The organism is Pseudomonas sp. KU43P, from assembly GCF_033095865.1.
Taxonomy (GTDB): Bacteria; Pseudomonadota; Gammaproteobacteria; order Pseudomonadales; family Pseudomonadaceae; genus Aquipseudomonas.
The window spans coordinates 3,824,679-3,848,872 of sequence record NZ_AP019365.1; the positions used below are offsets into that span (position 1 = coordinate 3,824,679).

At 65.6% G+C, this 24,194-nt stretch carries 22 protein-coding genes and 1 tRNA gene (1 of these 23 only partly in view); 9 read left to right on the forward strand and 14 right to left on the reverse strand.

Going from position 1 to position 24,194, the window contains the following annotated elements:
• The 6 genes in view from KU43P_RS17525 to KU43P_RS17550 are tightly spaced (at most 11 nt apart) and all read right to left on the reverse strand, a layout consistent with a single transcriptional unit that may run on beyond the window.
• A protein-coding gene (locus KU43P_RS17525) for a non-ribosomal peptide synthetase (RefSeq protein WP_317658692.1) crosses the window boundary here: on the reverse strand, positions 1 to 2,000 show its 5' end (the start). Its footprint begins 8,887 nt before the window's first position; only the first 2,000 of its 10,887 coding nucleotides appear in the window; its start codon is at positions 1,998 to 2,000; its stop codon lies beyond the left edge, outside the window.
• A complete protein-coding gene (locus KU43P_RS17530; protein ID WP_317658693.1) occupies positions 1,997 to 5,038 on the reverse strand; it encodes a non-ribosomal peptide synthetase in 3,042 nt (1,013 codons plus the stop codon). The genes KU43P_RS17525 and KU43P_RS17530 overlap by 4 nt, the downstream gene beginning before the upstream one ends.
• An 11-nt stretch (positions 5,039 to 5,049) precedes the next feature.
• Positions 5,050 to 6,105, reverse strand: coding sequence for a TauD/TfdA family dioxygenase (locus KU43P_RS17535; RefSeq protein WP_317658694.1), 1,056 nt, complete (start codon positions 6,103 to 6,105; stop codon positions 5,050 to 5,052).
• Entirely contained in the window at positions 6,105 to 9,509 is a 3,405-nt protein-coding gene (locus KU43P_RS17540; RefSeq protein ID WP_317658695.1) for a condensation domain-containing protein, read from the reverse strand. The genes KU43P_RS17535 and KU43P_RS17540 overlap by 1 nt, the downstream gene beginning before the upstream one ends.
• Position 9,510: 1 nt before the next feature.
• The gene (locus tag KU43P_RS17545) at positions 9,511 to 10,254 is read right to left on the reverse strand and encodes a thioesterase II family protein (RefSeq protein ID WP_317658696.1); all 744 of its coding nucleotides are present in this window, start codon (positions 10,252 to 10,254) and stop codon (positions 9,511 to 9,513) included.
• Positions 10,251 to 10,466 (reverse strand): MbtH family protein, encoded by a 216-nt coding sequence (locus tag KU43P_RS17550; protein WP_317658697.1) that lies wholly within the window; start codon positions 10,464 to 10,466, stop codon positions 10,251 to 10,253. The genes KU43P_RS17545 and KU43P_RS17550 overlap by 4 nt, the downstream gene beginning before the upstream one ends.
• Before the next feature lie 221 nt (positions 10,467 to 10,687).
• Here KU43P_RS17550 and KU43P_RS17555 point away from each other — a divergent pair, with 221 nt between their 5' ends.
• A complete protein-coding gene (locus KU43P_RS17555) occupies positions 10,688 to 11,206 on the forward strand; it encodes an RNA polymerase factor sigma-70 (protein ID WP_317658698.1) in 519 nt (172 codons plus the stop codon).
• Positions 11,207 to 11,271: 65 nt separating this feature from the next.
• Here KU43P_RS17555 and KU43P_RS17560 read toward each other — a convergent pair whose 3' ends face one another.
• The 3 genes from KU43P_RS17560 to KU43P_RS17570 all read right to left on the reverse strand — a co-directional run bounded on the left by KU43P_RS17560 (position 11,272) and on the right by KU43P_RS17570 (position 13,022).
• On the reverse strand, positions 11,272 to 11,487 hold the full coding sequence (locus tag KU43P_RS17560) for a hypothetical protein (protein ID WP_317658699.1): 216 nt from the start codon (positions 11,485 to 11,487) through the stop codon (positions 11,272 to 11,274).
• On the reverse strand, positions 11,484 to 12,617 hold the full coding sequence (locus tag KU43P_RS17565) for a PepSY-associated TM helix domain-containing protein (protein WP_317658700.1): 1,134 nt from the start codon (positions 12,615 to 12,617) through the stop codon (positions 11,484 to 11,486). Before KU43P_RS17565 ends, KU43P_RS17560 begins: the two co-directional genes overlap by 4 nt.
• Positions 12,618 to 12,934: 317 nt before the next feature.
• Positions 12,935 to 13,022 (reverse strand) — tRNA-Ser (locus KU43P_RS17570).
• A 135-nt stretch (positions 13,023 to 13,157) separates the two neighbouring features.
• Here KU43P_RS17570 and KU43P_RS17575 point away from each other — a divergent pair.
• From KU43P_RS17575 to KU43P_RS17610, 8 genes are all read left to right on the forward strand, one after another.
• A complete protein-coding gene (locus KU43P_RS17575; RefSeq protein WP_008094725.1) occupies positions 13,158 to 13,829 on the forward strand; it encodes a Bax inhibitor-1/YccA family protein in 672 nt (223 codons plus the stop codon).
• Between the two features lie 284 nt (positions 13,830 to 14,113).
• A complete protein-coding gene (locus KU43P_RS17580; RefSeq protein WP_317658702.1) occupies positions 14,114 to 15,493 on the forward strand; it encodes a nucleobase:cation symporter-2 family protein in 1,380 nt (459 codons plus the stop codon).
• An 87-nt stretch (positions 15,494 to 15,580) separates the two neighbouring features.
• On the forward strand, positions 15,581 to 15,973 hold the full coding sequence (gene tusD, locus KU43P_RS17585) for a sulfurtransferase complex subunit TusD (protein WP_317658703.1): 393 nt from the start codon (positions 15,581 to 15,583) through the stop codon (positions 15,971 to 15,973).
• 1 nt (position 15,974) lies between these two features.
• Positions 15,975 to 16,334: a sulfurtransferase complex subunit TusC gene (gene tusC, locus KU43P_RS17590; protein ID WP_317658704.1), complete on the forward strand. Its 360-nt coding sequence runs from the start codon at positions 15,975 to 15,977 to the stop codon at positions 16,332 to 16,334.
• Positions 16,334 to 16,630 (forward strand): sulfurtransferase complex subunit TusB, encoded by a 297-nt coding sequence (tusB, locus tag KU43P_RS17595; RefSeq protein ID WP_317658705.1) that lies wholly within the window; start codon positions 16,334 to 16,336, stop codon positions 16,628 to 16,630. Before tusC ends, tusB begins: the two co-directional genes overlap by 1 nt.
• Positions 16,627 to 16,962, forward strand: coding sequence for a TusE/DsrC/DsvC family sulfur relay protein (locus tag KU43P_RS17600; RefSeq protein WP_317658706.1), 336 nt, complete (start codon positions 16,627 to 16,629; stop codon positions 16,960 to 16,962). The genes tusB and KU43P_RS17600 overlap by 4 nt, the downstream gene beginning before the upstream one ends.
• Positions 16,959 to 17,963, forward strand: coding sequence for a glycosyl transferase family protein (locus KU43P_RS17605; RefSeq protein WP_317658707.1), 1,005 nt, complete (start codon positions 16,959 to 16,961; stop codon positions 17,961 to 17,963). The genes KU43P_RS17600 and KU43P_RS17605 overlap by 4 nt, the downstream gene beginning before the upstream one ends.
• A 92-nt stretch (positions 17,964 to 18,055) precedes the next feature.
• The gene (locus KU43P_RS17610) at positions 18,056 to 19,015 is read left to right on the forward strand and encodes a glutathione S-transferase family protein (RefSeq protein WP_317658708.1); all 960 of its coding nucleotides are present in this window, start codon (positions 18,056 to 18,058) and stop codon (positions 19,013 to 19,015) included.
• A gap of 132 nt (positions 19,016 to 19,147) precedes the next feature.
• On the opposite strand, the gene cysG is transcribed toward KU43P_RS17610, so the two are convergent.
• The 5 genes from cysG to lolA are packed head-to-tail and all read right to left on the reverse strand — an operon-like array spanning position 19,148 to position 24,183.
• Entirely contained in the window at positions 19,148 to 20,539 is a 1,392-nt protein-coding gene (gene cysG / locus KU43P_RS17615; RefSeq protein WP_317658709.1) for a siroheme synthase CysG, read from the reverse strand.
• Positions 20,540 to 21,820, reverse strand: coding sequence for a serine--tRNA ligase (serS, locus tag KU43P_RS17620; protein ID WP_317658710.1), 1,281 nt, complete (start codon positions 21,818 to 21,820; stop codon positions 20,540 to 20,542).
• Between the two features lie 30 nt (positions 21,821 to 21,850).
• Positions 21,851 to 22,225, reverse strand: a complete 375-nt coding sequence (gene crcB / locus KU43P_RS17625) for a fluoride efflux transporter CrcB (protein WP_016392716.1) — start codon at positions 22,223 to 22,225, stop codon at positions 21,851 to 21,853.
• Entirely contained in the window at positions 22,222 to 23,547 is a 1,326-nt protein-coding gene (locus KU43P_RS17630; RefSeq protein ID WP_317658711.1) for a replication-associated recombination protein A, read from the reverse strand. Before KU43P_RS17630 ends, crcB begins: the two co-directional genes overlap by 4 nt.
• Before the next feature lie 12 nt (positions 23,548 to 23,559).
• Entirely contained in the window at positions 23,560 to 24,183 is a 624-nt protein-coding gene (lolA, locus tag KU43P_RS17635) for an outer membrane lipoprotein chaperone LolA (RefSeq protein WP_317658712.1), read from the reverse strand.
• Positions 24,184 to 24,194 lie beyond the last annotated feature (11 nt).

A 24,194-nucleotide genomic window follows, 5' to 3' on the forward strand; every position in this document is an offset into this window, starting at 1 on the left:
GGCCGGCCGGTGGTGCCGGAGGTATAGATGCAGTAGGCGAGCTGGTCGGGCTGGCTGAGCAGGCTCGGGTTACTGTCGGGGCTGTCGGCAAAGCGCGCGGCGTCGCCGTCCAGGCACAGTACTTCGCGATCCCCGGCTGGCAGGCGTGCCAGCAGGTGCTGCTGGGTGAGCAACAGGCTCGCACCGCTGTCCTCGAACATGAAGGCCAGGCGCTGGTCGGGCTGGTCCGGGTCCAGCGGTACGTAGGCAGCGCCGGCCTTGAGCACGGCCAGCAGGGCCACAACCATTGCCTGCGAACGCTCGGCGAAGATCCCCACCAACTGCTCAGGCCCCACCCCACGGCTGCGCAGGTAATGGGCAAGGCGGTTGGCCTGGGCGTTGAGCTCGGCGTAGCTGAGTTCGACGCCGTCGGCGATCAGTGCCGTGGCCTGTGGCGTGGCGGCCGCCTGACGTTCGATGAGCACCTGCAGGGACTGGGGCTGGCGGTAGTCGACGGCGGTAGCGTTGAAGTCTTCGACCACCTGGCGCTGCTCGTGGCTGTCGAGCATGGCCAGGTCGCCCAAGGCGGTATCGGGGCGCGCGGCGCAATCGGACAGCAGGCGCAAGAAGTGCCCGCGCAGGCGCTCGATGCGCGCCGCGTCGAACAGGTCGGTGGCGTAGGTGAAGGCGCCGCGCAGCAGGCCGCCGGCCATTTCCTCGGTGTCCAGGCTGAGGTCGAACTTGGCCACTTCGGGGGTGGCCACCTCAAGCCAGGCGTTCAACCCAGGCAGACCGGCAAGGGTAGCTTCGCCGCGCTGCTCGTGGTTGAACATCACCTGGAACAGCGGGTTGCGGCTCAGGCTGCGCTCCACGCCCAGGGCATCCACCAACGCTTCGAAGGGCAGGTCCTGGCAATCCTGGGCGGCGGCCGCCGCCTGGCGGACGTTGTCCAGCAGCGTGCGAAACGGCAGGCGCGCGTGGGGCGTGCTGCGCAGCACCTGAGTGTTGACGAAGAAGCCGATCAACCCCTGGACTTCCGCACGTTGGCGGTTGGCCACCGGTACGCCGACCAGCAGTTCCTGCTGGCCGGTATAGCGGTGCAGTACCGCCTTGAAGGCCGCCAGCAGCACCATGAACAGGCTGGTGCCGCTGGAAGCGGCCAAGGCCTTGAGCTGTGCGCTCAGCGCCTGGGGCACCTCAAAGCCCAGGCTCGCGCCACGCTGGCTGATTTCAGCCGGGCGCGCGCGGTCGGCGGGCAACTCGAGGATCGGCGGGCGCTCACCCAGCGTGGCACGCCAGTAGGCCAACTGCCGCTCGCCCTCACCGGCTTCCAGCCAGTTGCGCTGCCACAGGGCGTAATCGGCGTACTGCACGGCCAGCGCCGGCAACTGCGGCGTTTGGCCCTGCAACTGAGCGGCGTAGCCTTGGGCAAGCTCGTCGAGCAGGATCTGCATCGACCAGCCGTCAGAGATGATGTGGTGCATGGCCAGCAGCAGGCCGTGGCGCTGCTCGCCCAGGCGCACCAGCGTGACGTGCAGCAGTGGCCCCTGGTGAAGGTCGAAGGCCTGGCCGGCGGCAACCTGCAAGGCGGCTTTCAAGGCCGCTTCAGGGTCGGCGCTGGCGCTGACGTCGCGCTGAGCCAGGGCAACGCCTGCGGCGGCGCTCACCACCTGGGTCAGCTGGCCGTCCGTTTCGGCAAAACGGGTGCGCAGGATTTCGTGGCGCGCCACCAGGGCATCCAGGGCTGCTTGCAAGGCAGTGACATCCAGCGCGCCGTCCAGGCGCAGGACACCCGCCTGGTTGTAGGCTGCAGAGCTGCGGTCGAGCTGCCACAGGGTCCACAGGCGGCGCTGGGCATAGGAGGCAACCACGGGTGCCTGGGCGTCCGCGCGCGGCGGGATCGGCAGGCTTTCCAGGCTCATGCCCTGGGCCTTGAGCTTTTCGCCCAGGGCGCGGCGTGCGGCCGGGTCCAGCTCGGCGAAGCGCCGGGCCAGGGCGAGGGAACGGTCCGCGACAGTCATGGTGCCTCCACTTCGGCGAACAGGTTTTCCAGGGCGTCCAGGTCGTTGCCTGGGGCCTGTTGCAGCTCGGCGACCTTGGCGGCGAAGCGCTCCAAGGTTTCGCCCTCGAAGAACAACCGCAGCGGCAGTTCGATGCCCATCTGCTCCTGCAACCGCGCACGCAAGCGTGTGGCCAGCAGCGAGTGCCCGCCCAGGGCGAAGAAGTTGTCCTGCAGCCCTACCCGCTCGACCCCGAGCGCCTCCTCCCAGACACCGGCGAGAAGGCGTTGCAGCTCAGTCTGCGGCGCCTGGTAGGACTGGCCAGCCACGGTCTCGGCAGCCAGCGCGCGGCGGTCGACCTTGCCGTTGGGCATCAAGGGCAGGCGTGCCAGGCTGCGCAGCGCAGTGGGCACCATGTGCGCCGGCAGGCGCCGGGCCAGTTCGGCCTGCAGGCGGCCGGCCAGGTGCCCGTCGTCGTCACCGACCACGAAGGCCACCAGTTGCGCACCACCGGCGCCCTCGCGGACCACCACCGCCGCCTCGGTAACGCCGGCGCAGCTGGCCAGCACGGCCTCCACCTCGCCCAGTTCGATACGGAAGCCGCGGATCTTCACCTGTGCATCCACCCGCCCGAGGAATTCCAGCTGGCCATCGGCGCGCCAGCGCGCCAGGTCGCCAGTCTGGTAGCCACGGCTGCCATCGGCCAGGGTCGGGAAGCGCTCGGCGGTGAGTGCCGGGCGGGCCAGGTAGCCGCGGGTGACGCCGGGACCGGCCACGTACAATTCGCCCACCTGCCCCACGGCGACCGGCTCGCGGTTGGCGTCGAGCACCAGCACGCGCATGCCCGGTGCCGGGCGGCCGATGGCAACCGGGCCTTGGTCGGCGTTCCACGCCGTGCACCAGACGCTGCCTTCGGTGGGGCCGTATTCGTTGCTCAACAGCACGCCGGGCAGGCGCGCATGATGGCGCGCCAGTAGCGTCGGCGTGCACGCTTCGCCAGCCACCACCACGGTGCGCAGGGCATGCTGGCCCAGGTGTTCGAGCACTTCGGCGTGCAGGCCCGGCAAGGCCAGGTAATGGGAGATGCCGTGTTCGCCCAGCAGCGCGGCGATGGCTTGTGGATCCTTGGCCTGGGCAGCGGTCGGCAGGTGCAGGCAGCCGCCTTGGCCAAGTGTCCAGAACAGCCCGGCCACCGAGCTGTCGAACGACAGCGACGACAGCAGCAGGAAGGATTCGAGCGGCGCTCGGTAGTGAACGAAACGCGCCAGGGTCGAGGCCAGGGCGTTGGCATGGCTGACCGCGACGCCCTTGGGCGTGCCGGTGGAGCCAGAGGTGTAGATGACATAGGCCAGATCGTCGCCGGCGACTGCCGCCGACAGCGGCTCAACCGGCCCCTGCCAGACCGGCGAAGCATCGGCCAGCGACAGCACTGGCAGGCCGGACGGCAACGCAATGTCGGCGGCCGGTGCGTCCAGGGCCAGCAGGCAATGGGCGCCGGAATCGGCCAGCATGAACCCCAGGCGCTCGGCCGGGTAGTCCGGGTCCAGCGGCAGGTAGGCGCCTCCGGCCTTGAGGATGCCGAGCAGCGCCACCAGCGCCGCCAGCGAACGCGGGGCGTACACGGCGACGATGCTGTCGCGCCCGACACCCTGCGCCTGCAGCGCGTGGGCCAGTTGGTTGGCGCGATGGTCGAGTTGCGCGTAGCTCAACACCTCATCGCCCTGGCGCACGGCGGCACGCTGGCCTTGCCGACCGACCTGCTGCTCGAACAGGCGGTGCAGCGCACCTGGGGATTCCAGCGGCATGTCGGCGCCACGTTCGAAGGCTTGGATGCGCGCACGACCCTTTTCATCCAGGAGGCTGACCTGGGCCAGACGCTGCTCGAAGTCGCCAAGCGCATGAGCGGCGAACACCCCGAATTGCTCGAGCCACAGCGCGGCCACCTCGGCTTCCAGCGAGCCTGTGGCGTAGTGCAGATGCAGGTCGCCGGCTACGCGGGTGAGGCTCAGCGGCGCCAGCATGCAGTCATCCAGTTCCAGTTCGACGCCATCGAGTACCGCAACGCTGGCAGCGAAGCCGTAGCGGGCGGCGGGGTTTTCGATGGCCACTTCGTCAAGGCATTCCAACCACGAGCGGGCCTGTTCCAGGCGGCTGCGGAACTCTTCAAGTGCCTGGGCCAGGCTGGCGTCTGCGGGGAACGCCAGGTTCACCGGCAACTGGCGCTCGAAGCGCCCGAGCATGCCATCGACTTGCGCGTTGCGCCCATCCACGCTGACCAGCAGCGATACTTCGTTCTGTTCGCCAAGGCGGCACAGCAAACCTGCCCACAGGAACAGCAGCAGGTCGTCGGCGGCCAGCCCTCGCTCGGTGGCGCAGGCGTCAACGGCCTGCAGCAGGGCATCGGCTGCCAGTTGTACCTGCGCGACGTTCAGCGACTTCTGGCCGGGCAAGCCGGTTTTCTCGGCGCCACAGGCCAGGGCATCGCGGCTGCGCTCGAACGGCAGCGGCGCCCGCGGCGCGGTGGCGTCCAGCACGCCGCGCCAATAGGCGCCACCGCGAACGCCCATGTCCTCGCCGGCCAACTCGCCCTGCCACGAGGCATAGTCGATGTACTGCAACGCCTCCTCGTCGACCGGCGCCAGGCGACCGGCGTAACCTTCGCGCAGTTCGCGGGCCAACTGCTGCAACGCCTGCCCGTCGACGCTGGCCAGGGCCACCCCCAGGCGCACGACGAAGCTGTCGCTGCCAACCTTCTCCACGGCGGCAACGAAAGGTACCTGCTCCAGCGTTTCGCGGTCGGCAGATGCCTGCAATGGCACCGGGGCCTCCTGCTCCACCACCTGCACCGGGCGGCGCAGGCCGTCCAGGCGCAGGTAACGGGTGCGCAGCACTTCGTGGCGGCGTTGAAGCTCGACGAGCACCTGGCCCAGGCGGGCCTCGTCGAAGTTACCCGGCACGCGCACGCGGGCGAAGGCCGCCAGTGGCTGGTCGTTGCGGGTGAAGACGGCGCCCTGCTGGGCTGACAGGGGGAAAGCGTCTTGATGGGCAGGCAGTTGCATGTGGGGGAACCTCAATCTTGTGCCAGGTCGGCGCTTTTCTGAGCAATCGCCATGGCGGTGAGAATCTTGCGCGGGCCGGTGAATGCGTTACGGGCATGCAGCGAGAGCATGTTGTCGAGCAGGACCACATCACCCTTCTGCCAGGGGAACTCCACCATCACGTCCCGGTAGGCTTGCTGCAGGTGGAGGATGACGTCGCCTGGGATCGGCGCGCCGTCGCCGTAGAAGGTGTTCTGCGGCAGGTCGTCGGCGTCGAACTCGGCAATCAGTGCGGCGCGCAGGGTTTCGGGCAGCGTCAGGGCATTGAAGAAGGTGCCGTGGTTGAACCACAGCTGCTCGCCACTGCGCGGGTGACGGACGATGGCCGGGCCCACCTGGCGGGTACGCAGGCGGTTGCCGGGCTTCCATTCCGGGCGGATGCCGATCCGTGCACAGTAAGCTTCCACCTCGGCGCGGTCTTCGCTCTGGAACACGGTCTGCCAGGGCAAGCCCATGCCGTCGCCGTAGTTGCGCACGTACATGATGCGACGCTGGCGGAATTCCTCGCGCACCGCCGGGTCGATGCGCTGCAGCAAGGCGCGGGTGTCACCCAACGGGGTCTCGCCACCGGTCAGCGACGGCAGGTCGCAGTAGAAATACAGGTGCAGCGGGAACACCGGCGAGTAGGAGTGCTCGTTGTGCGGGAAGATGCGCTCGTCACTGGGATAGTCGGTGGAGCTGTAGACATTGAACTGGCGGCTGATCTGGGTGCGTGGCGAAGCGCGGAACAGGTATTCCAGCGCACCGCCCGACATCGCCTTCACGCAGCGGTCGAAGCCGTCGATGCCGTCCACGTCGAACCCACGGAACAGGATGGCGCCGTGCTCCAGCAGACGCGCCTCGACCTGTTCTCGGTGCTGCGCCAGCCACGCCACCAGGTCAGTGCCGGCGAAACGTGGCCGGCACAGGGCCGGCAAGGTGTGCCCTTCGAGCAAGGGGGTGAAGACGACCCGCTCGTCCTGGCCGGCGGTGATGCTCCTGCGTGCACGGCCCATGCTGGGCAGTGCCGTGACCTTGGCGTCGTTCATCATTGCTCCTCAACACTGTGTGCGTTAGCGGTGGGCTGCACGGCGCGCCGGCGCATCGGGCGCTGGCTGTCGAGCAACTGCCGGCGCTGCTGGCTGTCGGCGCTGCGCGCCGCGCGGCGCACCTGGGCGGCGGCTTCCAGCAAGTCGGCCTGGGTACGGCCGGGCTTGCCCAGCCAGCAGTCGAGCACCGCCTGGATCTGGGCGAACAGCTCGGCCAGCTCGCCAGGCTCGAACAGGCCCTGGGGCACCTCGAAGCGGGCCTCGAGGCGGCTGGCGCTGCTGTAGAAGCCGAGGATCAGGTCCAGCTCGGCGGCCTGGTGCTCGGCGGCCAGCGCCTCGACCCGTACATCCTGCAGGCGCGGCAGCGGTGGCTCGCCTTCCTGGTAGTTGAGCTTGATGCTGAAGAAGGGTGAACGCCCGGCCCGGCGCGGTGGACGCAGCGCCTCCACCAACTGCTCGAACGGCAGGTCCTGATGCCCGGCAGCGCCCAGCACCACCCTGCGACACTGCTCGAGCAGCGCATCGCTGCTGGCAGCCATGTCCAGGTCCACTTGCAGCACCAACTGGTTGATGAAGAAACCCACCAGCGGTTCGGCGGCCGGGTGGCTGCGGTTGGCGATATCGCTGCCCAGGCGGATGCGCGACTGGCCGCTCTGCTCGCGCAGGCTGATGGCGAAAGCACCGAGCAACAGCATGAACGGCGTCACCCCGTTGGCAGCGGCGAAGGCACGCAAGGCGCTGGTCTGCATGGCGCTGAAGGTGAACTGCTCGCACTGCGCCATCGCGCCCTGGCCACGCGGGCGCTGGCCGTGCAACTCGAGCCAGCTGTGTTCGCCGGCCAAGGCTTCGCGCCAGTAGGCCAACTGCCGTGCCTGCTCGGGGCCGGCCAGCAGCGCGCGTTGCCAGCGGGCGAAGTCACCGTAGCCAACCTCCAGCTCACGCAGTGCTGCGTCATGGCCGGCCAGCCGCGAGGCATACAGCGCTTCCAGCTCGTCCACCAGATTGCGCATCGACCAACCATCCACGGCGATGTGGTGAGTGGTCAGCAGCAGTACGTGCTCGCGGGCCTCCAGGCGCAGCAGGCGCACCCGCTGCAGCGGTCCGCTGGCCAAGTCGAAGGGCTGCCGCGCTTCCTGCGCCGCGCGCCGACGGGCCTCGGCCAGGTCAGCCACATCCTCGACGGTGAAGTCCAACGCCAGGGTGTCGTGCTGCATCAGGCGCACACGCTCGCCTTCGGGCTTGAAGGTAGTGCGCAACACACCGTGACGCTGCTGCAGTGTGGCAAACGCCTCGCGCAGCGCTTCAACGTCCAGCGGGCCGCGCAGATGCAGGGCCATCGGCACGTTGTACACCGAGCTGTGCGGTTCCAGCTGCCAGGCGAACCACAGGCGCTGCTGGGCGAACGATGGCACCAGGGCGGCATCGGGGTCGGCGACGAGTTGCGGCTGGCCATGGGCGGCAGCGACTTCGGACACTTGCTGGGCGAAGGCGGCCAGAAGCGGATTGTCGAACAGGCAGGCCAGGGGCAAGTTCACCCCCAGTTGCTCGCGCAGGCGACCGATGATCTGGGTGGCGGCAATGGAGTTGCCGCCAAGGGCGAAGAAGTTGTCATCGGCGAACACTTCAGCCTGGCCAAGCACTTCGGCCCAGACAGCACCCACCTGCTGCTGCCCCTCCCCTTGCAGTGGCTGGCCTTGGCGCAACGGCGGCTGGTCATTGCGACGCAGGTGGAAGCAGTCCAGCTCGCCGCGCTCCAGCATCTGGCGGCACGCCGAACGCTGCAGCTTGCCACTGGAGGTCTTGGGCAGTTCGCCAGGTTGCAGCAAGGCGACCCACACCGGCGCCTGCTGGCAGACGTCGGCCAGTACCCGGTCGATCTCGGCGCAGATCTGGGCGGCGGCGATCTTGCGTTGGGTGGCGCGGCCGATCTCCACGGCGATACCCATGCCCTCGCCGTCGGCCTGGTCGACCACAAAGGCAGTCACCCGGCCCTTGCGCGCGCCTTCGACGTTGTATTCCACCGCACGCTCGAGGTCTTGCGGGTAGATGTTCTGGCCGCGGACGATGATCATGTCCTTGAGGCGCCCGGTGATGAACAGCCGGCCCTCGCGCAAAAAGCCCAGGTCGCCGGAGCGCAGCCAGGTGCGCCCATCACGCTCGACGAAAGCCTTGGAGGTCGCCTCGGGGTTGCGCCAGTAGCCTCGGGCGACGCTGGCGCCGCTGATCCAGATCTCGCCAATGCAGCTGTCAGGCTGATGCTCGCCGCTGTGCGGATCGACCAGGACCACGTCCAGCCCAGGTTGGAGGATCCCGCTGCTGACCAACAAGCTGCCCTCCCCCAGTTCGGCGCGGTGCTCACCGAGGGCGTGGCTGTCGAAGCTTGCACTGACGAAAGGCTCGTCGGCGGTGGTGCCGGTGACGTAAAGGGTGGCCTCGGCCAGCCCGTAGCACGGCAGGAACGCCAGCGGGTCGAAGCCGCAGACGCTGAAACGATTGGCAAAGGCCAGCAGGCTGTCCTGGCGGATCGGTTCGGAGCCGGAGAACAGCACCCGCAGGCTGCTCAGGTCGAGGCTGGCCAGCACGCTGTCGCTGGTGCGCTCGGCGGCGAGGCGGAAGGCGAAGTCCGGGGCGCCGGTGTGGGTGGCTCGGTAGTGGCTGATCGCCTCGAGCCAGCGTGCGGGGCGCTCGACGAAATGCCGCGGCGACATCAGTACCAAGGTCGCGCCACGGTAGATCGTCAGCAGCAGGCAGCCGATCAGGCCCATGTCGTGGTAGAGCGGCAGCCAACTGACAAAGGTGTCACCAGGGTGCAGATCGAAGCCGCGCACCATCATGCCTTCGTTGGCCACCAGATTGGCGTGGCTGACCTCCACGCCTTTTGGGGTGGCGGTGGAGCCGGAGGTGTACTGCAGGAAGGCAATGGCTTCCCCCGCCGGCAGGGCTGGCGGGGGAAGCTCAGCCTCGGTCAGCGCCAGCGCATCGACGGCCAGCACCGTGGGCAACGCCTCGGCGAATGCTTGTTGCAGCGAGTCGCACAGGTGCGCTTCGGTCAGCACCAGGCGTGGCTGGGCATCATCGAGGATGGCGCGCACCCGGCTCAGTTCGTACTGGCGCAGCGATTCAGGCGGCAGCGCCGGTACCGCGATGATGCCGGCGTACAGGCAGGCGTAGAACGACACCACATAGCCCGGCCCGCTTTGCATCAGCAACAGCGCGCGCTCGCCAGCGCCTGCGTGGCGTGCCAACTCCGCGGCCAAGGTTCGGGCACGGCGGTCCAGTTCGGCGTAGCTCAGCGTCAGGCGCTGGTTCTGGCCATCGAGAAGAAAATGCACCGCCGGCTTGTCGCCTTGCTGGCCGGCATGGGCGACCAGCGCCTCGACCAAGGAACCATGGAGAGCAGTCATTTCACACCTTTGCAAAGAAGTGGGAGTCAGGGCGTGCGGCCGGCGCATGGGGCGCCAGGCAGGCAGCCAGATGCGCGAGCACGGCGCGCTCCTGGGTCTGGATGAAAAAGTGGCCGGCGTCGAACAGCTTGAGGCTGAAGTCGGTCGCCGCCAGCTCACGCCAGGCCAGCAGTTGCGCTTCGCTGGCCGTGTCCTGGCTGCCGGCCAATACGTGCAGTGGACACTGCAGCGGCGCGGTGGGCTGGTAGCGGTAACGCCCGCACAACAGGAAGTCGGCACGCAGCACCGGCAGGGCCAGGCGCATCAGTTCCGGGTCCTGCAGGGCTTCGTCGGGAGTCCCTTGCAAACGCGCCAGCTCGCCCAGCAGCTGTTCGTCGCTCATCGGCGTGCGAAACCGCAGGTAGTCGCGCTGGGCCGGCGCCGCACCACCCGACACCAGCAACGCCTGCGGCGGCGACAGGCCCAGGGCGCGCAGTGCGCAGGCAAGTTCGAAGGCCAACAATGAACCCATGCTGTGGCCGAACAGCGCATAGGGGCGCCGGGTCTCGCCGCGCATCTCGAGCGCCAGCTGCGCGGCCAGGTCGACCAGATCGGTGGCCAGCGGCTCGCTGAGGCGGCTGCCGCGCCCTGGCAGCTCCAGCGGACGGATATCCAGCCAGGCCGGGACGCTGCGCCGCCAACGCGCATAACCCATGGCGCTGGCGCCGGCGTGGGGCAGGCAGAACAGAGTCAGCAAGGTACTCACCGGCCGGCCTGTCCGTCCATGTGCTGGCGCAGGCTCAGGGGGCGCATGTCGGTCCATACCGTTTCGATGTAGTCCAGGCAGTCCTGCTTTGGGCCGCGCTTCCCGGCTTCGCGCCAGCCGGCCGGCACCGCCTTGTACTCAGGCCACAGGGAGTACTGCTCCTCGGCGTTGACCAGTACCTTGAACGTTGCGTCTTCGCGGTCGAAAGCCATCTGAAATTTCTCCGTTTCTGTCGGTTGAAAGCGGCTGGCACGGATGCCTGCGGCGCGATTTCCTAGAACGACGAATGACCGCGGAATAACTTCAGAAGACAATTTCCTACGTGATGATCAGATTTGAGCTGCAATTGAATCGGAGACTTGTTGCAAATAATTCTTAGTAATACTAGATTCTCCAACCTCGCTTGCTGACCTCGGAATGGATCAGGTGCCTCATGCAGAAACACGGTGCAGCCCACGGTGGGTCCCCTTTGCTTGACGTGTTCTTTGCCCAGCGTTCGCGCCTGATCGGGCTGGCGGCGAAGATCATCGGGTGCCGTAGCCACGCCGAAGACATCGTTCACGAAGCGTTCATGAAAGTGGACGATGCTGCCGAATCGGAGCAGATCCACTCCCAGGCGTCATACCTGACGCGGGTAGTGCGCAATCTGTCGATCGACCATTACCGCCGGCGCCAGTTCGAGGAACGACTGATGTGCCACGACGCAGACAGCAGCGAGTCGCCGGCCATCTGTGGTGAAACCCCGGAGGCACTGGTATCGGACCAGCAGGTGCTGGAGCGCGTTTCCGGGGCTTTGGCCGACCTGCCCGAGCGCACCCGCTACGCCTTCGAGATGTGCCGGATCCATGGCATGAAACAGCGCGAGATCGCCAAGATCCTGGGTGTCTCCCCCCCGCTGGTGAACGCCATGATTCGCGACGCGCTGCAGCATTGCCGGGAAAAGGCGTTGTAATCCTCAGCGCGGCAGGCCAACGAGCGCGATAGCGCCCTTTTTTCAGTGATGTATGCCGGCGGATGCTACAAGGGGACGCGATCGACGTCGGGCGCTCGGCGGCCAGCGTGTTTTCGACGCCACAGCCACACGCCGCCGACGATCATCAGCGGCAACCCCAAGGCTAGCCACGACACCACGTCGTACACACCATCGCCCAGCAGCGCCGACAGCAGCCCCAGCGCCGCCAGCAGGCCGATCAGCAGCGGCCAGCGAAAGATCCGCCACAGCCCGCGCCTCATGCCCCTGCCCTCTGCTCTGTCGCCATTGGCACATCGGGCACCTGGCGACGGCGCCCCCACCACAGGTACACGCCGCTGCCCAGGACCACGATGGCGATCACATCGAGCACCGCCCACACGATCTTCAAGGGCAAGCGTCCGTAGTCGCCGAAATGCAGCGGCTGCGAGATGAGCAGCGCACGGACGTACAGCGGCATGTCACGCATGTCGGTCAATTGCCCGGTCTGGGCATCGATCAGCGCCGGTTTGAGCAGTTTCGAGGTCACCGGGGTCTTGCCCCGCATGAACACCGCATAGTGGTGCTGGCTGCTGAACAGGGTGCCAGGGAAAGCGACGAATACCGGCTCCAGTTCGGGTGCCGCTGCCCGCGCCGTCTCCAGCGCCGCGTGCAGCGAGCCGAGGGACTCCAGCGGCGGCGCATTCTTGTACGGTGCAGTCATTTCGGCCAACTGGCCGTTCTGCCATATCCCGACGATGGGCAGCGCCAGGGTGTTGATTACCCCGGTGACGCCTACCACCATCACCCACACCAGGGTCACCATGCCCAGCACATTGTGCAGATCGAGCCATTGCAACCGACGGCTGCGGCCGGTGCGCACGGTGGCGAACTCCAGCTTGCGCATGAACGGGGTATAGACCACCACCCCAGACACCAGCGAGGCCACCAGCAGCAGCCCCATCGCACCCAGCAGCAAGTAGCCGGGCAGGCCGAGGAACAGATCGGTGTGCAGACGCAGTACCACATCCATGAAGCCGGTGTCGGGTGGCTCGGGGGCAAACAGCTCACCGCTGCGCTTGTCGAACAGGTGCACGTGGCCGTCCAGTGGCGGCGGTACCAAGGTCTTGCCAGTGAACACCGCGCCATAGGGGTCTTCCGGTTCCAGACCGACAAAGCGCACCACTTCGTCCGGACGTGCGGCGAGTGCCCCGGCGATGACATTGTCGTAATCGATTGCCGGGGCATCGGCAGGCAGTGCCTTGGGCACCGGATGCGGATCGAAGACCGCTTCGATTTCCTCGTGGAAGATCAGCGGCAGGCCGGTCAGGCATAACAGCAGCAGGAACACGGTACAGACCAGGCTGGTCCACTTGTGCACCAGATACCAGTATTTGAGGGCTTGACGGGTCATGCGCTGTGATTCCTTCGGCAGTCCATGTGCGACAACGGCGTGCACAGGGTACCTGCCGGCCCGCGCAGTGCGCCAGATGGAGTGCGGGGAACGAATGCCGCGATTCAGGTTGAACGACTTCCTCAGGGCGTGAAGTCGGTGTGGGGGTGCTTCACGGCCCATCGCCGGCAAGCGCGGCTGCCACAGGTACAGGGCAGGTCGGGAGGCTTATGGAATGGCTGTGTGAGCTGGCTTGCCAGCGATGAGGCCTGCTCGCGCGGTTGGTTTTTCTGTGCCCCAGAAACGCAAAAAGCCCTGAATAATCAGGGCTTTGAAGATGGCGGAAGCGTAGAGATTCGAACTCTAGGATAGTTGCCCATCGACGGTTTTCAAGACCGTTGCCTTAAACCACTCGGCCACGCTTCCAGCTCGTTTTGCGGCGGCCATAATACCGTAATGAAACACGCTGTCAAACTCTCTATGACGCCGGTTGCGGAACCTCTGGTAGACTCCTTTGCATCTGAACGTTTCAAAACCACAGGTTCATCAAGGAGTGTCGCCATGCGCGAACAGGATTATGCCGTACACAACGGCCAGCAGGTCGAGCAGCGCGAGGTCAGCAAGGTCCTGCGCAACACGTACAGCCTGCTGGCACTCACCCTCGCCTTCAGCGGTGTCATGGCCTACATCTCGCAACAGATGGGCGTGCGCTACCCGAACGTGTTCGTGGTGCTGATCGGCTTCTATGGCTTGTTCTTCCTCACTGCCAAACTGCGTGATTCGGTCTGGGGCCTGGTGTCGACCTTCGCCCTCACCGGTTTCATGGGCTTCATTCTCGGCCCGATCCTCAACCGTTACCTGGGCATGAGTGGCGGCGCCGAAGTGGTCAGCTCGGCCTTTGCCATGACTGCGTTGGTGTTCGGTGGCCTGTCGGCCTATGTGCTGATCACCCGCAAGGACATGAGCTTCCTCAGCGGCTTCATCACCGCAGGCTTCTTCGTGCTGCTGGGTGCCGTGGTGGCGAGCTTCTTCTTCCAGATCAGCGGGCTGCAACTGGCAATCAGCGCGGGCTTCGTGCTGTTCTCGTCGGTCTGCATCCTGTTCCAGACCAGCGCGATCATCCATGGGGGTGAGCGCAACTACATCATGGCGACCATCAGCCTGTATGTGTCGATCTACAACCTGTTCATCAGCTTGTTGCAGCTGTTCGGCATCATGGGCCGTGACGACTGATTGGTTGAGTTTTGAGAGAAAGCCCGCTTCGGCGGGCTTTTTTGTGGGCGGGATTTGGAAATGTGTTTGGGTTGAGGAGTGTTCGTTGTGAGGAGTGCGGCGCTCGATTTTTGCACCACCTCAAATCCAAAGGCGGCCCCAAAAAATCCACCGCATAAATTGACCTAAAAGTCAGCTTAAAAGGCAAATGGTCGCCGATCTTGCCGCCAACGTGCTTTCCCCTACCCCAATCCCTCTTCATTCCGTAGAATGCGCTCCTTTTTCCTCCGGGGCAGCAACCTGCAATGAGCTCACACGAAAACAGCCCAGGCGCGGCGGCGCCTGCCAATGAACTGGTGCTTGGCCTCGAGGACAAGCCACGGCTGTTGATCGGCCTGCTGGCGGCGCTGCAACACCTGCTGGCAATCATCGTCCCCATCGTCACCCCGGGCTTGCTGATCTGCCAGGCGCTGGGCGTTTCGGCGCGTGACACCAACCTGATCGTGTCGATGTCCCTGGTAATTTCCGGTATCGCCACCTTCGTCCAGTGCAAGCGCTTCGGCCCATTCGGTGCAGGATTGCTAATCGTCCAGGGCACCAGCTTCAACTTCGTCGGCCCGCTGATTGCCGGCGGCGCGTTGATGGTCAAGCAGGGTACGCCGGTGGAAAGCGTGATGGCAGCGATCTTCGGCGTGGTCATCGCTGGCTCGTTCGTCGAGATGGGTGTGTCGCGCGTCCTGCCGTTCGTCAAACGCCTGATCACCCCGCTGGTCACCGGCATCGTGGTACTGATGATCGGCCTGACCTTGATCAAGGTCGGCCTGATCAGCATGGGCGGCGGCTTTGGCGCGATGGCCGATGGCACCTTCGCCAACGGCGAGAACCTGCTGCTGTCGGGTGTGGTGCTGGCAATCATCGTGATCCTCAACCGTATCCCGGTGGTGTGGATGCGCAGCTGCGCCATCGTCATCGCCCTGGCCGTGGGCTATGCCCTGGCGGGCTACCTGGGCCGCCTGGACTTCACCGGCATGCACCAGGCTGCACTGTTCCAGGTGCCGACGCCGCTGCACTTCGGCCTGGGCTTTTCCTGGGCGCTGTTCATCCCGATGCTGGTGATCTACCTGGTGACCTCGCTGGAAGCCATTGGTGATGTGACAGCCACCAGCAAGGTCTCGCGCCAGCCGGTCGAAGGCCCGGTGTGGATGCAGCGAATCAAGGGTGGCGTGCTGGTCAACGGTGCCAACTCGCTGCTGGCCGGCCTGTTCAACACCTTCCCCAGCTCGATCTTCGCGCAGAACAACGGTGTGATTCAGCTGACCGGCATCGCCAGCCGCCATATCGGTATCTGGATTGCCGTGATGCTGGTGCTGCTGGGCCTGTTCCCGAGCGTTGCCGGTGTGATCCAGGCGGTGCCGGAGCCGGTGCTGGGGGGTGCGGCCATGGTCATGTTCGGTGCGGTAGCGGCGTCGGGCATCAACATCCTGGCCAGCACCCGCCTTGACCGCCGCGCCCTGCTGATCATTTCGGTATCGCTGGCGCTGGGCCTGGGCGTGGCCCAGGTGCCGGAGTTCCTTGCGCACATGCCTGCGGCGATCCGCCATGTGCTGGAATCGGGTGTGGCCACCGGCGGCATCTGCGCCCTGCTGCTGAACTGGTTCCTGCCGGAGAGCAAGGCTCACGCCTGACCTGGCGAGCTTCAGCCGACAAAGCCCGCGCCCACCCGCGCGGGCTTTTTGCTTTATCATGGCCGCATTCCTTTATTCGAGTTTTCCATGAAATTCGCCATCGCGGTTTTTTCCCCGGCCCATGCGCCCTCCTCGCGTCGCGCCCTGCGTTTCGCCGAGGCGGCGCTGGCCGACGGGCATGAGATTGCCCGGCTGTTCTTCTATCAGGACGGGGTGCACAGCGCCTCGGCCAACATCGTCGCGCCCCAGGACGAGCTGGATGTCGCTGCCCAGTGGCGGGCCTTCATCGAAGCCTGGAAACTGGACGCCGTGGTGTGTATTGCCGCCGCTTTGCGCCGGGGCGTGCTCGATCAGGCCGAAGCCACGCGTTACCAGCGCCCGGCAGTGAACCTGCCCCAGCCCTGGGAGCTTTCAGGCCTCGGCCAACTGCATGAAGCGGCGCAGTTGGCGGACCGTCTGGTCTGTTTCGGAGGCGATTGATATGGCCAAATCCTTGTTGATCATCAGCCGCCAGGCGCCGTGGCACGGCCCTAGCGCACGCGAGGCGCTGGACATCGCCCTGGCAGGCGGCGCGTTCGACCTGCCGTTGGGCATGCTGTTTCTAGATGACGGCGTATTCCAGCTGGCCCCCGGCCAGCAACCCTCTGCCGTGCAGCAGAAGAACCTCGGCGCCAATCTGCAAGCGCTGCCGATGTTCGGCGTCGAAGACCTGTATGCCTGCCAGCGCAGCCTAGCCCGCCGAGGGCTGGCCGGCGACACCCTGGAACTGCCCGTGGAAGTGCTGGACGACGCAGCACTGAAGGCCCTGATTGCCCGATACGACCAAGTGGTGACGCTCTGATGGCGACCTTGCACGTGATCTCCCATTCCCCCTTCGGCGATGACCGCCTGGACAGTTGCCTGCGCCTGCTCGGCAGCGACGATGCCTTGCTGCTGTGCGGCGATGCGGTATACGCCCTGCGCGACGGCAGCGACACCCAGCGCCTTTTGCAGGTTGCCGGCCTGGACCAGCGCCTGTTCGCCCTCGACGAGGACCTGCAAGCGCGCGCCATCAGCAGCGAGCTGGCCAAGGCAGTGGATTACCAAGCCTTCGTCGGCCTGTCGCTGCACTACGACAAGGTCAACAGCTGGCTATGAACACACTGACCATTGGCGATCAGGCGATTGCCCTGGACAAGGACGGCTTCCTGGTCGACCTGCAAGATTGGTCCCACGACGTTGCCCAGGCACTGGCTGAGCGCGAAAACATTGCGCTGACCACCGATCACTGGGAGATTCTCGAACTGCTGCGCCAGTTCTACGACCAATACCAGCTCTCGCCGGCCACCCGCCCGCTGATCAAGTACACCGCGCTCAAGCTGGGCGCGGAAAAGGGCAACAGCCCGCACCTCAACCGCCTGTTCAATGGCACCCCCGCCAAACTCGCTGCCAAGCTGGCGGGCCTGCCCAAGCCGACCAATTGCATATGACCGACGCTCGCCCGCTGATCCTGGAAACCCCGGCCGAACACCCTTTCGCTGCCTTCGTGCGCATCCTTGGCAAGGGCAAGCGCGGTGCGCGCGGCCTTACCCGCGAAGAAGCCCACGCCGCCATGACCCTGCTGCTCGAAGGCAAGGTCGAAGACACCCAGCTCGGTGCCTTTCTCATGCTGCTGCGGCACAAGGAAGAGAGCGCCGAGGAACTGGCCGGCTTCACCGAAGCCGTACGCGCGCACCTGCGAGCACCTCGCATCGCGGTTGATCTCGACTGGCCCACCTATGCCGGCAAGAAGCGCCACCTGCCTTGGTACCTGCTGGCGGCCAAGTGCCTGGCCAGCAACGGCGTGCGCATCCTCCTGCACGGAGGCGGCGCTCATACCGCCGGGCGCCTGTACACCGAGCAGTTGCTGGCCCTGTTGGAGATTCCGCTGTGCCGCGACTGGCCGGCGGTCGGCCAGGCCCTGGACCAGCAGCGCCTGGCCTTCGCGCCCCTACAGGACTGGTCGCCGCAGTTGCAGCGCATGATCGACCTGCGCAACACCCTCGGCCTGCGCTCGCCCATTCACTCCCTGGCGCGCGTACTGAACCCGCTTGGCGCACGTTGCGGCCTGCAGAGCATCTTCCACCCCGGCTACCAGGCCGTGCACCGCGAAGCCAGCCGCCTGCTCGGCGACCATGCCGTGGTGATCAAGGGCGACGGCGGGGAGATCGAGGTCAACCCCGATGTGATCAGCCACCTGTATGGCACCACGGCGGGCGAAAACTGGGATGAAGAATGGCCAGCGCTGAGCGAGCGCCGCCATGTGAAGCCAGCAAGCCTGCAGCCGGAACAGCTGCTGGCGGTCTGGCGCGGCGAGGCCGAGGACAGCTACGGTGAAATGGCCGTGGTCGCCACCATGGCCTTGGGCTTGCGCGGCCTGGGTCAGGGTCGAGAGCAGGCATTCGCGACCGCTCGCGGCTACTGGAACACACGCAACCAATCGAATAACTAGATATAAACCCCGCAGTCTTTGCGCTAGTTGTTCGAACGATATCCCCTAGACTGGGCTCCAACGACAAACGACTTTGTTCCGAGGAGCTCACCATGGGCCTTTTGATCGACGGCCGCTGGCATGACCAGTGGTATGAAAACGGCAAGGACGGCGCCTTCAAGCGCGAAAATGCCCAGCGCCGCAATCAATTGCCTGCCCCCGAGGCCGGCCGCTATCACTTGTATGTGTCGCTGGCGTGCCCGTGGGCTCACCGCACCCTGATCGTGCGTGCGCTCAAAGGCCTGGAGCCCTTGATCGATGTGTCAGTGGTGAGCTGGCTGATGCAGGAGAACGGTTGGACCTTCGACCAGCAGCAAGGCTCCAGCGGCGACCACCTCGACGGCCTTACCTACCTGCACCAGCGCTACACCCAGGATGACCCGCACTATACCGGCCGGGTTACCGTGCCCGTGCTCTGGGACAAGCAGGAAAAGCGCATCGTGAACAACGAGTCGTCGGAGATCATCCGCATCTTCAACAGCGCCTTCAACGAGCTGACCGGCAACCATCTGGACCTGTATCCCGAGCCGCTGCGGCCGGCCATCGAAGCGCTCAATGCACGCATCTATCCGGCGGTGAACAACGGCGTGTATCGCGCAGGCTTTGCCACTACGCAGGAGGCCTATGAGGCGGCGTTCGATGAGGTGTTCAATGAGCTGGATTACCTGGAAGGGGTGCTGGACAAGCAGCGTTACCTGTCAGGCGAGTACCTGACCGAGGCTGATGTGCGGCTGTTCACCACGCTGGTGCGCTTCGATGCGGTGTACCACGGGCACTTCAAGTGCAATTTGCGCCGCTTGAGTGATTATCCGAATTTGTCGAACTGGCTGCGGGAGCTGTATCAGTGGCCGGGGGTGGCGCAGACGGTGGATATGGAGCACATCCAGAAGCACTATTACATGAGCCACAAGACCATCAATCCGAATGGGATCGTGCCCAAAGGGCCGTTGCAGGATTTCAACGTGTCGCATGATCGGGAGCGGTTGGTGGGTAAGGGGATCTGGCAGGCTTGAGGTAGCTGGGGCCGCCTTGCGGCCCATCGCCGGCAAGCCGGCTCCCACAGGGTTGATGCATAGCTCATGGGCTGTGCAATACCTGTGGGAGCCGGCTTGCCGGCGATGGGCTGCAAAGCAGCCCCAAATACCTCAGTCCTGCTGCGAGCCTTCAAACCAGGCCAGCTTCTCACGCAACTGCACCACTTCCCCCACTATCACCAGGGTCGGCGCATGCACCTCATGCTCGGCCACCAGCGCCGGCAAGTCCGCCAAGGTGCCCGTGAACACTCGCTGATTGCGCGTAGTCCCCTGCTGCACCAACGCCGCCGGGGTACTGGCCGCACGGCCATGACGAATCAGCTCGGCACAGATGGTCGGCAACCCCACCAGCCCCATGTAGAACACCAGTGTCTGCGCCGGCGCCACCAGGTCATCCCAAGGCAAGTTACTGGTTCCGTCCTTGAGGTGCCCGGTCACGAACCGCACCGACTGGGCATAGTCACGGTGAGTCAGCGGAATTCCGCCATAGGCGGAACAGCCACTGGCCGCGGTAATGCCCGGCACCACCTGGAACGGGATGCCCTGCTCGGCCAGTTCTTCGATCTCCTCGCCACCGCGGCCGAAAATGAACGGGTCACCCCCTTTCAGCCGCAATACGCGCTTGCCCTGCTTGGCCAGGTCGACCAGCAGGCGGTTGATCTGGTCCTGCGGCACGGCATGGTCGGCGCGGCGCTTGCCCACGTAGATGCGCTCGGCATCACGCCGGCACATCTCGATGATCGCAGGCGCCACCAGGCGGTCGTACAGCACTACGTCGGCTTGCTGCATCAGGCGCAAGGCACGGAAGGTCAGCAAGTCCGGATCACCCGGCCCTGCGCCCACCAGGTAGACCTCGCCACCCTGCTGCACCGGCGCACCGTCGACCATGGCCTGCAACAGCTTTTCGGCCTCGGCTCCCTGCCCAGCCAACTGGCGCTCGGCAATCGGGCCCTGGAACACGGTTTCCCAGAAGCCGCGCCGCTGGTTGACGTCGGGATACAACGCCTTGACCTTGACGCGAAAACGCGCCGCCAGCCCGGCCAGCTCGCCATAGGCAGACGGAATCCAGGCCTCCAGCTTGGCGCGGATCAAGCGCGCCAGCACCGGGGCGTCACCGCCACTGGATACCGCCACCACCAGGGGTGAACGGTCGACGATCGCCGGGAAGATCACCGTGCACAAGGCCGGCGCATCCACCACGTTGACCGGCAGGCTCAGCGCCTGCGCATCGGCCGACACCTGGGCATTGAGCCCTGGGTCGTCGGTGGCCGCGATCACCAGCCGGCAACCGACCAGGTCGGCCGCCTGGTAGCCACGCACCAGGACTTCGCCGCCACCCTCACGGGCCAGCGCGGCCAGCTGGCCATCGACGTCGGGCGCCACCACACGCAACGCGGCGCCGGCATCGGCCAGCAGGCGCGCCTTGCGCAAGGCGATTTCACCGCCGCCGACGACCAGCACGCGGCCGCCTTGCAGCTTGTGGAACAGCGGCAGGTAATCCATTTAGCGGATGACCTCGACACCACCCATGTACGGCTTGAGCACTTCCGGCACGCGGATCGAACCGTCGGCCTGCTGGTAGTTCTCCAGCACCGCCACCAGGGTACGGCCCACTGCCAGGCCGGAGCCGTTCAGGGTGTGCACCAGCTCAGGCTTGCCGGTTTCCGGGTTGCGCCAGCGGGCCTGCATGCGGCGGGCCTGGAAGTCGCCGCAGTTGGAGCAGGAGCTGATCTCGCGGTACTTGTCCTGGCTTGGCACCCACACTTCCAGGTCGTAGGTCTTCACGGCGCCGAAGCCCATGTCGCCGGTGCACAGGGCCAGTACGCGGTATGGCAGCTCCAGCAACTGCAGCACACGCTCGGCGTTGGCGGTCAGGCCTTCCAGTGCTTCCATCGACTTGGACGGCTCGACTACCTGGACCATCTCGACCTTGTCGAACTGATGCTGACGGATCATGCCACGGGTATCGCGACCCGACGCACCCGCTTCACTGCGGAAGCACGGGGTGTGGGCAACCAGCTTGAGCGGCAGCTGCTTGGCGTCGAGAATCTCGCCCGCCACCAGGTTGGTCAGCGACACTTCGGCGGTCGGGATCAGGTAAAAGTCGGCTTCGCCTTCGCGGCTGATCTTGAACAGGTCTTCCTCGAACTTCGGCAGCTGGCCAGTGCCCTGCAGGGCCGGGGCCTGTACCAGGTACGGGGTGTAGTGCTCTTCGTAGCCGTGCTCGCCGGTGTGCAGGTTGATCATGAACTGTGCCAGGGCACGGTGCAGGCGGGCGACCGGCCCACGCAGCACGGCGAAACGGGCGCCGGACAGCTTGGCGGCGGCTTCGAAGTCCAGGCCACCGCTGATCTCGCCCAGGGCGACGTGGTCCTTGATTTCGAAATCGAAGGCTTTCGGCGTGCCCCAGCGGCGCACTTCGACGTTGTCGTCTTCACTCGCACCGACCGGTACGCTGGCGTCCGGCAGGTTGGGGATGGTCAGCAGGATGCCGTCCAGGTCGGCCTGGATGCCGTCCAGCTCGGCCTTGCCTGCAGCCAGTTCGTTAGCCATGCGCTCGACGTCGGCCATCAGCGGCGCGATGTCTTCGCCTTTGGCCTTGGCCTGGCCGATCGACTTGGAACGGGCGTTACGCTCGGCCTGCAACTGCTCGGTGCGGGTCTGCACCGCCTTGCGGCGTTCTTCCAGTGATTCGATGCGCGCGACATCCAGGCTGAAGCCACGGGAGGCGAGGCGGTCAGCCACTTCCTGGAGTTGGCCGCGTAACAGTTTGGAATCGAGCATGTCGTTCTCTCGTTATGTGTAGAGGTTGGTTCAGAGTCGGGTCAGGGACAGGCCGGCCCAGGTGGCCAGAAGCCCGCCCATCACGCTAATACCGGTATAGCCCACGGCCAGAGGCACCTGCCCACTTTCCATGAGGCGCACGGTATCGAGCGAAAAGGAGGAAAAGGTCGTCAGGCCACCGAGGAAACCGACGATCAGGCCTGCGCGCAGCTCCACGGGTGCCAGCGGCTTATGCAGGAACAGGCCATAAAGCAGGCCGATCAGCAGGCAACCTACCAGGTTGACCGCCAGGGTACCGAGGTAGAAGTGGCGTGGCCAGTTGGCCGCCACCCAGTTGGCGGTGGCGAAACGTAGCAAGGTACCGGCGATGCCGCCCGCGCTGACGGCGGCTATGAGTGCGATCACGGTTTTCTCCGCTGTCGGGGGCTATTGCGGTCGAGCTCGGCCAGGTGGCGCAGCTTCTCGCCGATCTTCAGTTCCAGGCCACGGGGTACCGGCTGGTAATACGGGCGCGGCTCAAGCTGGTCGGGGAAGTAGTCTTCGCCGGCGGCATAGGCATCGGGCTCGTCGTGGGCGTAGCGGTATTCATCACCGTAGCCCAGTTGCTTCATCAGCTTGGTCGGCGCATTGCGCAGGTGCAGTGGCACCTCCAGCGAGCCGTGCTCGGCGGCCTCGCGCAGGGCTGTCTTGAAGCCCACATACACGGCATTGCTCTTGGGGGCGCAAGCGATGTAAGTGATGGCCTGGGCCACTGCCAGCTCGCCTTCAGGGCTGCCCAGGCGCTCCTGCACGTCCCAGGCGGCTAGGCACAGGCTCAGCGCGCGCGGGTCGGCGTTGCCGATGTCTTCGCTGGCCATGCGCACCACGCGGCGGGCGATGTACAGTGGGTCGCAGCCGCCGTCGAGCATGCGTGCGAACCAGTACAGTGCGGCATCCGGGTTGGAACCGCGCACGGATTTGTGCAGCGCGGAAATCTGGTCGTAGAACGCCTCGCCACCCTTGTCGAAGCGCCGGCGGCTGTCGCCGAGCAGGCTTTGCAGCAGCTCCACGGCAATCTCACCACCGTCTTCGGCCAGGTCCGAGGCGTTTTCGAGGAAGTTGAGCATGCGCCGGCCATCGCCATCGGCTGCGGCCATGAGCATCTTGAAGGCGTCGTCACCGACACGCAGGTTGCGCTTGCCCAAGCCGCGCTCCTCGCTGAGGGCTCGGTCGACCAGCTTGCGCAAGGCGGGCTCGTCGAGGCTCTTGAGCACGTACACCCGCGCCCGCGAGAGCAAGGCGTTGTTCAGCTCGAAGGATGGATTTTCGGTGGTGGCGCCGATGAAAATCAGCGTGCCGTCTTCCACGTAGGGCAGAAAGGCATCCTGCTGCGACTTGTTGAAGCGGTGCACCTCATCGACGAACAGGATGGTGCGCCGGCCATACTGTGCAGCCTGCTGCTTGGCCACCTCGACGGCCTGGCGGATCTCCTTGACCCCGGCCAGCACCGCCGACACGGTTTCGAAGTGCGCATCGCAGAACTGCGCCAGCAGCCGTGCCAGGGTGGTCTTGCCCACCCCTGGCGGCCCCCAGAAGATCATCGAGTGCAGCGCACCCTGCTCCAGCGCCTCGCGCAGCGGTTTGCCGCGCGCCAGCAGGTGCTCCTGGCCGACGTACTCGTCCAGGTTGGACGGGCGCAGGCGAGCAGCGAGGGGCTGGGCAACGGGTTCGCTTCGAAACAGGTCCATGGTGCGCTCTGCTTACTCCTTGATGACGTCCGCGCCTTTGGGGATGTCGAACTTGAACTGGCTGTCCGGCACCGCCTGGTTGGCCTTCACGCCATTGAACAGGATGTTGGTGCGCTGGCCAACGCTGTCGACCAACTGCATGTCGTTGATCAAGCCCTTGCGGAACGACACGCGCAGCGAGTCGAAAAAGGTGTCCTTGGTCTTCGGCTTGAGGGTGAAGTCCATCACTTCGCCCTGCTCCTTGGAGGTGATGTCGAAGCTCTGGCTGATCTTCGACACATCACCGGAGAGCAGCAGCGCCGGGGTCTGGTTCAGGCGCACGTCGAGCTTCTTGATGGTGGCCTGTTCCAGGTCCGGGTCCCAAAGGGTGACGTTCTTGCCGTCGGACACCACTACCTGCTCCTGCGGGGCATTGGTGTGCCAGTAGAACAAGCCCGGGCGCTTGACGGTCATCTTGCCGGAGGTCTCCTGCAGGCTGGTGCCACCGGCATCCAGGGTCAGCTGGGAGAAATTGGCTTCGATGGTCTGGGACTTTTCCAGCAACTGGGTCAGGCGCTGCACGTCCTGCTCAGCGGCATAGGCCGAGACAGACGCCAGGGTCAGGGCAGAAACCAACAGCATGCGAATCGCGCGCATGTTAATCCTCA

Excerpts from the sequence above, each read along its gene's own strand:
- KU43P_RS17535 (WP_317658694.1), bottom strand. The coding sequence starts at position 6,105 with ATGAACGACGCCAAGGTCACGGCACTGCCCAGCATGGGCCGTGCACGC.
- lolA (WP_317658712.1), bottom strand. The coding sequence starts at position 24,183 with ATGCGCGCGATTCGCATGCTGTTGGTTTCTGCCCTGACCCTGGCGTCT.
- tusD (WP_317658703.1), top strand. The coding sequence starts at position 15,581 with ATGAAATTCGCCATCGCGGTTTTTTCCCCGGCCCATGCGCCCTCCTCG.
- KU43P_RS17560 (WP_317658699.1), bottom strand. The coding sequence starts at position 11,487 with ATGAGGCGCGGGCTGTGGCGGATCTTTCGCTGGCCGCTGCTGATCGGC.
- KU43P_RS17540 (WP_317658695.1), bottom strand. The coding sequence starts at position 9,509 with ATGACTGCTCTCCATGGTTCCTTGGTCGAGGCGCTGGTCGCCCATGCC.
- KU43P_RS17530 (WP_317658693.1), bottom strand. The coding sequence starts at position 5,038 with ATGCAACTGCCTGCCCATCAAGACGCTTTCCCCCTGTCAGCCCAGCAG.
- KU43P_RS17575 (WP_008094725.1), top strand. The coding sequence starts at position 13,158 with ATGCGCGAACAGGATTATGCCGTACACAACGGCCAGCAGGTCGAGCAG.
- KU43P_RS17550 (WP_317658697.1), bottom strand. The coding sequence starts at position 10,466 with ATGGCTTTCGACCGCGAAGACGCAACGTTCAAGGTACTGGTCAACGCC.
- tusC (WP_317658704.1), top strand. The coding sequence starts at position 15,975 with ATGGCCAAATCCTTGTTGATCATCAGCCGCCAGGCGCCGTGGCACGGC.
- KU43P_RS17580 (WP_317658702.1), top strand. The coding sequence starts at position 14,114 with ATGAGCTCACACGAAAACAGCCCAGGCGCGGCGGCGCCTGCCAATGAA.
- cysG (WP_317658709.1), bottom strand. The coding sequence starts at position 20,539 with ATGGATTACCTGCCGCTGTTCCACAAGCTGCAAGGCGGCCGCGTGCTG.
- KU43P_RS17600 (WP_317658706.1), top strand. The coding sequence starts at position 16,627 with ATGAACACACTGACCATTGGCGATCAGGCGATTGCCCTGGACAAGGAC.
- KU43P_RS17565 (WP_317658700.1), bottom strand. The coding sequence starts at position 12,617 with ATGACCCGTCAAGCCCTCAAATACTGGTATCTGGTGCACAAGTGGACC.
- serS (WP_317658710.1), bottom strand. The coding sequence starts at position 21,820 with ATGCTCGATTCCAAACTGTTACGCGGCCAACTCCAGGAAGTGGCTGAC.
- KU43P_RS17630 (WP_317658711.1), bottom strand. The coding sequence starts at position 23,547 with ATGGACCTGTTTCGAAGCGAACCCGTTGCCCAGCCCCTCGCTGCTCGC.
- KU43P_RS17555 (WP_317658698.1), top strand. The coding sequence starts at position 10,688 with ATGCAGAAACACGGTGCAGCCCACGGTGGGTCCCCTTTGCTTGACGTG.
- KU43P_RS17610 (WP_317658708.1), top strand. The coding sequence starts at position 18,056 with ATGGGCCTTTTGATCGACGGCCGCTGGCATGACCAGTGGTATGAAAAC.
- tusB (WP_317658705.1), top strand. The coding sequence starts at position 16,334 with ATGGCGACCTTGCACGTGATCTCCCATTCCCCCTTCGGCGATGACCGC.
- KU43P_RS17605 (WP_317658707.1), top strand. The coding sequence starts at position 16,959 with ATGACCGACGCTCGCCCGCTGATCCTGGAAACCCCGGCCGAACACCCT.